Source organism: Rhodoferax sp. (assembly GCF_028714215.1).
In the GTDB taxonomy this organism is placed as follows: Bacteria; Pseudomonadota; Gammaproteobacteria; order Burkholderiales; family Burkholderiaceae_C; genus Rhodoferax.
Window position 1 is genome coordinate 39150 of sequence record NZ_JAQTMS010000042.1, and the last position, 6000, is coordinate 45149.

Sequence of the window (6000 nt, forward strand, 5' to 3'; positions counted from 1 at the left end):
GCTTTCCTGTGGGTGAGAGTCCCACCTGGCCACGGCTCCATCCAGGCGCGCGGTGTACCGAGCAAGTCCACAATGGAATGCCAAGCAGAAGGCGAACGAAATCAGCTAAAGAAGCACGGCGAGAACTGAAAAAGCCCCGATAGGCGGGGCTTCGAGGGGTGTGGCTGGTTAGACCTAGGTGAGCGCAAAGTTGGCGTTCAAGTAGTGCGTGCGGTGCCAGTTCAGCTAATACAACAAGAGCGCTCTTCACTTCATCGACTTATCGACCGACGCTGAGCTTCTACGTCGAAAATGTCGGCTATGCGGCGAGCAATTCCGCGCCCTGGATGTCGCCTGAAAATTGAAGTCAACCTCAATGAGAAAGGAACGTGTTACCCGCTGACGTCCGTCGATATCGATGTGCCTTCCCCGAGTGGCCCGGTCAAGGTTCCAGTGGTGTCGTATGACCTGGACGAAATGCTTGGGACCAAATTACGGGCTCTCGTACAGCGAGACAAAGGTCGGGACCTGTTCGACCTCTGGTACGCCTGGACGTGCAGTCAGCAGCCGGGGGCCTCGGCAAACGTTGACCCTGCTCGGGTAGCCAATGCATTTCGGTTCTATCTGCAGCAGGAAAGCAGTCCATTCAAAAAAGCGCACCTGGAAGTCGAGCTTGCGCGCAGGATGAAGTCTCGGAAATTTTTGCGTGACATGGACGGCTTTCTCCCCGTGGGCGTCGCATACGACCCGAAAAAAGCATACGACGAGTTCCACGCCGTGTTCATGCCTCACCTTTAAGAAGGCCAGCGTTGCGACACCGAGACCACTCGACAGGCTATATTCGGCCAGTTGCTGTCATTTGCCATGTGGCGCCGAACGTCAGGTCAGGATGACCTCGTAAATCGCACCATCCACGAAAACATGGTCTTAAGCGAGAAAACCCTTGATAAGTATCAGGCTTATAGAAATTGAAAACTACCGTGCTATCAAGAAGCTTGTTTGGCGTCCAAACTCAGGCCTAAACTGTCTTATTGGACCGGGGGACAGCGGGAAGTCCAGTATTCTCGATGCAATTGAGCTTTGCTTGGGTAGCGCGGCCCGCAGAACCATCGCAGTTTCCGACTCCGATTTTCATGGACTGAATACGGACGAGCCGATTTCAATATCGCTAACGCTCGGCGGCCTCGATGATTCTCTACTCGACCTCGACGAGTATGCGCTTTATCTGCGTGCTTTCGATTCGAAGACAGGTGCTCTAAAGGATGAGCCGCAGAAGGGTCTGGAGACCGTTATCACCTTGAATGTATCGGTCGATTCCTATCGCGACCCAGTATGGGGATTGACCTCGATACGTGCCACGGCCAAGAACCAGCAGAAGAAACTTTCTCAGAAAGAGCGCGCGCGGCTTTTTTCGTCACGACTCGGTGTATCGAACGTCGCGCAGAACTTGACCTGGGGCAAAGGCTCGGTGCTCACGCGACTAACTGAGGAACAACTCGACGTCGACTCGGTGTTGATTGATATCGCGCGCGGTGCAAAGTTTGCATTTGGCGAGAACGCGAACGACCAACTCATGGAAGCGCTTGCCATCGTGGAAAGGACTGCAGGTAGCTTGGGCGTGCCGACGGGCGGCTCCGTCAAGGCCTCACTGGACACACAGGGGTTCTGGCTGAAGGAGGGCGCCGTAGCGTTGCACGGTAGTGATGGCGTGCCGTTGCGATGCCTGGGGACAGGCTCGGCCAGGCTTCTGGTTGCCGGTCTGCAGCGCGACGCCACCCAGGCTGCGGCCGTCGTATTGGTCGATGAGGTCGAGTTCGGTCTGGAGCCGCATCGACTCACGCGGCTGCTGAACGCCCTCGGCTCAAAGCTTGAGGAGCCTACAGCGCAGGTGTTCATTACGACGCACTCACCAGTAACGTTGCAGCAGCTCAAAGCCGAGCACCTGCACATCGTCCGCAAGGGCAGGGATGGGCACGCCGTCAATGCGGCCGGTAAGGGTGACGACGTTCAGGGCACGCTTCGGAAGTCGCCGAGTTCGTTTTTGGCCAAGAAGGTCATCGTGTGCGAGGGTGCCAGCGAACAAGGGCTCTTGCGCGGCGTGGACGATTGGAACGAGGCAAGAGGACACGACTCTCTGCTTGCACGAGGGGTCTCGCTTCTTGACGCAGGCGGCGGCTCGCCGAAGGGTTGCATCGAGAAAGCCGTGCTGTTTGCCAAGCTGGGCTACGAGGTGGCCGCTTTTATCGACAACGATGTGGAGGTCGATTCGAAAGTGTGTGACCGACTCACCGAAGCGGGTGGGCGCCTATTCACTTGGGAAGACGGGTTTGCTTTGGAGGACGCGCTGTTCGTCCATCTGCCTGATGAAAGCGTCGACAAGCTGCTCGAGTTCGCGTTGGAGAACGTGGGCCGCGGCTCGGTGGATGAGAAGGTTAAAGAGCAGTTCGGGTCGGAGGTCAGCGTCTCAAGCATTCTCGAGGGCGCGGAACTTGCCGGGTACACGAATACCGAACGCAAAAAGCTAGGTCTGGCCTCAAGAACGAAGAAGAAGAGCAAGAGCGGCGAGGCCGAGAAGAAGTCCGGCTGGTTTAAAAGCATCGACCGGATGGAGCGGGTCGGTCGCGAACTTGTGGGGCCGGCCATGTCCCCGGATAAGACGCCTCTGACGCAGGTTGTATTCGACATCTTCAGGTGGACGAAAGTTGGCCACTGAACTTGACCTGCTTGAAGTGCGGCTCGGAAGCGTCGAAGCTCCCGCAGGATGCGGTAAGACGGAGCTCATCGCATCTACGCTGCGCAGATGCCAGTCGGCAGACAAGCCAGTTCTGGTCCTAACGCATACCAACGCAGGCGCCAACGCGCTGCAGCAACGGCTTGTGAAACACGGGATACCGCCTGCCAAATATCGCATCTTCACCATCGATGGCTGGGCCATGCGGATGGTTGTCGCTTTTCCTGCCGGGAGCGGGTACCAGTTGCAAACAGGGGGCTGGTCGCTGGACTATCCAGCGATTCGACGGGGCGCCGCGCACTTACTTGCCAGCGGAAACATCGACCCTCTTCTAGCAGCAACGTACTCCAGGCTCTTCGTGGATGAGTACCAGGACTGCAGCACCGTGCAGCACGCCGTGGTCCTGGGCATCAGCAAGACCCTGCCGACCGTGGTCCTCGGGGACCCCTTGCAAGCTATCTTCGGGTTTAAGGGCAATGTCTTGGTGGACTGGAATGACGTGGAGTCCGCATTTCCGGGCGTCGGGCAGCTCGACAAGCCATGGCGCTGGATAAAAACAGGTGCTCAGCCGCTCGGTGAGTGGCTCATCGAAATTCGCAAGGACTTGAAGGCCGGTAGCGCCGTTGACTTGCTCAAAGGCCATCCGGGCGTTAATTGGGTCCAGGTGAAGGGCGAGAAAGATGTGCAGGGAAGGATGGCAGCGGCGGCGTACAAGCACCCCGATGGTGACGGCTCGTTGCTTATCATCGCGGAAGGCAGCGATAAGGCGGGCCAACAGAACTTCGCGAAGCGGACACCTGGTGCTGCCACCGTAGAGGCAGTCGACCTGAAAGACCTGACTGGATTCGCGACGAGCTACAAGCCCGGGTCTGCCGGTTGTCTGGACCAGTTGCTTGAATTCGGAGCAGCCGTCATGACGAAGGTTGACCCCGATGGAATGCGCGCGAGACTGAAAGCACTCAGCGGCACGCGCGCGAAAAAGGAAGCGACCGTCGCTGAGCGAGCGGCTCAAGCCTACGTCGCGCAGCCAACCCTTGACGCTGCCCACAGGCTGCTACGAGCACTCGGCAAGAACCCCGGCGCCCGTGCTTACCGTCCGGCCATCTACTACGGTGCCCTCGATGCACTGTCTAACGTGGCTGAATCGGGAAAGTCATTTGCCGAAGCCGCAATATTCGTACGAGAACTCCAACGCCATAAGGTGCGAGTGCTTCCAAAGCGCGCGGTGGGGAGCACGTTGCTCCTCAAGGGACTGGAGGCAGATGTCGCGGTGGTTATGCACCCGGAAAAGATGACCGCAACACACCTGTATGTCGCGCTTACACGCGGCGCAAGGAAGGTGCTGGTGTGCTCGCCGAAGTCGGAGCTGATTCCCCTAAAAGCGAAGAAGGCATAGGCCTGGTGGCCTCAAGGTAAGTTGCCAGCAGCACGTGCTTGACCGGCGAGAACGCCCGGTTGAGCGAAGGCCGCACCATTAGCGCTGGCCGATGTGGATTTTGATACGTCAGTTATCGGTCCTGGTCTTCCAAGCCAAGGGAGTAGGTCTGTCCAAACCGGGGATGAACCCGGTTCATTTTGTTGATGAACTCGGGGTACGTGTCAGACAGCTTCATCACCGTCACAACAGAGGTCAGGTGGTCCTTTAACTTTGGGTGGCCGACTTCCTGAGTCAGCCGACGGTGCAGGTGCGCCTTCTTTTCGTCCTTGGCTGCTTGCCGTTTCATCTCTTCCAGCAACCCAGGCGCAAGCCTCTCATAGACGATATCGTTGGTCAAAATTCCAAAGTACTGGGGCCTGAGTTGCGGTTTTTCAGGCGGGAAAGGCAGGCCGCGAAGCCTGAACAAGTGCTCATAGAAATCAGTGGGGAACGTCTTGACATAGGGCTGCAGTTCCTTGGCAATGAACTGTTCCAGGATTTTTGCCAAAGCATCACTGGCGCGGTGCTTTTGATAACCTGTGGCCTCGTCAATCAGCGCCACGATACCAACATGGGCCAAAGCCCTTGTCAGCAATTCGGCTTTCTGCGCCTTATCCAGTTGCTGGGCTTGCAGGGCGCCGGCCTCACGAGCCTTGAGCCAAATCTCACAGATGGTGGGCAGCGCCTGGGCGTCGTATCCCCGTACAAGTCTGCCGCCGTCCATGTATTCAATAACCCGCAGGGGGCCATTGCGCATGTCATCATCAATAAAGGCGCTCAACTGTCCGGGCGCTACGAACAGAGGCAAAGGAATTCCTTCTTCTTCAGATTTCTTCTTAATTCGCTTGGACGCACCACTTCGGCTGCCCAGCAACGCCGTAGTGATGCCATGCTCCGTGAGTACGCGCATTGGCTCGGACCCGTCGTCTGCGGTGACGACAGCGCAAGGAATGGAGATGCCCGCCAAGTTCAGGTCGACGCCCTTGTAGAGCACCGCCGGGAGCGTTTGAGCCTTCTTGACGGCAGCCCATCTGGCCTTCCCTGCCTTCACCGCTATTTCTTTGCGTTGCTCGGTTGTCAGGCTTTCCGCTCTTGCCAACCCCCCTGCGGCACGACTGTTTGTTTCATCCATGGAATGCAAGCTCATGAAGTTAATGAGCTTGCATATTAGCATATAAAAGCAAAATGCAAGCATACTGCTTGCATTTGTTGAGTTACGAGTCACAACTGCGAAGCAATGTCACGTCAGGATTGCCAATCGTTAGCTTTTGCTTGTTTGCGCCTGGCGAACTGGTATCCAATACCTTCGACTTCGGGCCCACGTTGGCAATCAAAGAAAACAACTCCGCTACGTGACGCGGCGTAAGGACGATGCCCAAAGCCTTCTTGTCGCCCGCGGTGTATCGCCTAGGGTGGTTGGCTTATCGTGTTGACAGTAAATTGATGTCTAAATACAAAGGCTACCGGTTCGTGACTGGGCCCTTAAGCGGGTTATGCCGTGTCTCAAAAACGGTCGTTTCTGGCCTGTCGCGAAACTTAGTCTCGCAATTCGTCTATCGTTCACGCAAACTCGCCCCTTTGGTCGGCGTGTGGCTGCCCGGTATAGGCTGGAACCGGTCGTACAGCTGCGCTGATGCAAATTCGGAAACGGGCCCATTTCAGACCTTTCAGTACTACATTGGGCGTACTACAAATTGGTTAAGCGGAGGTCATACCTATGTTCACGAGAGGACTGATGGAAGCGCGTAGTAACCATCCCCCGGCAAAGCCGGGGGCTTTCAAATTGTGAGCCGCTCAAAGCGGCAAAACGGGGTCGCTAACGCGGCCCCAACCCTTGGTGCCACCGTTTCGGTGGCCGTTTATCTCCACAGCC

4 protein-coding genes are annotated in these 6000 nt (G+C 57.0%); 3 read left to right on the forward strand and 1 reads right to left on the reverse strand.

The window, feature by feature from the left end:
- The first annotated feature begins 300 nt into the window (after nucleotides 1-300).
- The 3 genes from PHS32_RS24270 (at nucleotide 301) to PHS32_RS17445 (ending at nucleotide 4106) form a co-directional block, all read left to right on the forward strand.
- Entirely contained in the window at nucleotides 301-777 is a 477-nt protein-coding gene (locus tag PHS32_RS24270) for a nucleotidyl transferase AbiEii/AbiGii toxin family protein (protein WP_366143492.1), read from the forward strand.
- 145 nt (nucleotides 778-922) lie between these two features.
- Nucleotides 923-2692 carry an AAA family ATPase gene (locus tag PHS32_RS17440; protein WP_301080346.1) on the forward strand — a complete coding sequence of 590 codons (1770 nt, stop codon included), beginning with the start codon at nucleotides 923-925 and terminating at the stop codon, nucleotides 2690-2692.
- A complete protein-coding gene (locus tag PHS32_RS17445; RefSeq protein WP_301080347.1) occupies nucleotides 2682-4106 on the forward strand; it encodes a UvrD-helicase domain-containing protein in 1425 nt (474 codons plus the stop codon). Before PHS32_RS17440 ends, PHS32_RS17445 begins: the two co-directional genes overlap by 11 nt.
- A gap of 112 nt (nucleotides 4107-4218) precedes the next feature.
- Here the strand turns inward: PHS32_RS17445 and PHS32_RS17450 are convergent, their stop codons facing one another.
- Entirely contained in the window at nucleotides 4219-5259 is a 1041-nt protein-coding gene (locus PHS32_RS17450; protein ID WP_301080348.1) for a P63C domain-containing protein, read from the reverse strand.
- Nucleotides 5260-6000 lie beyond the last annotated feature (741 nt).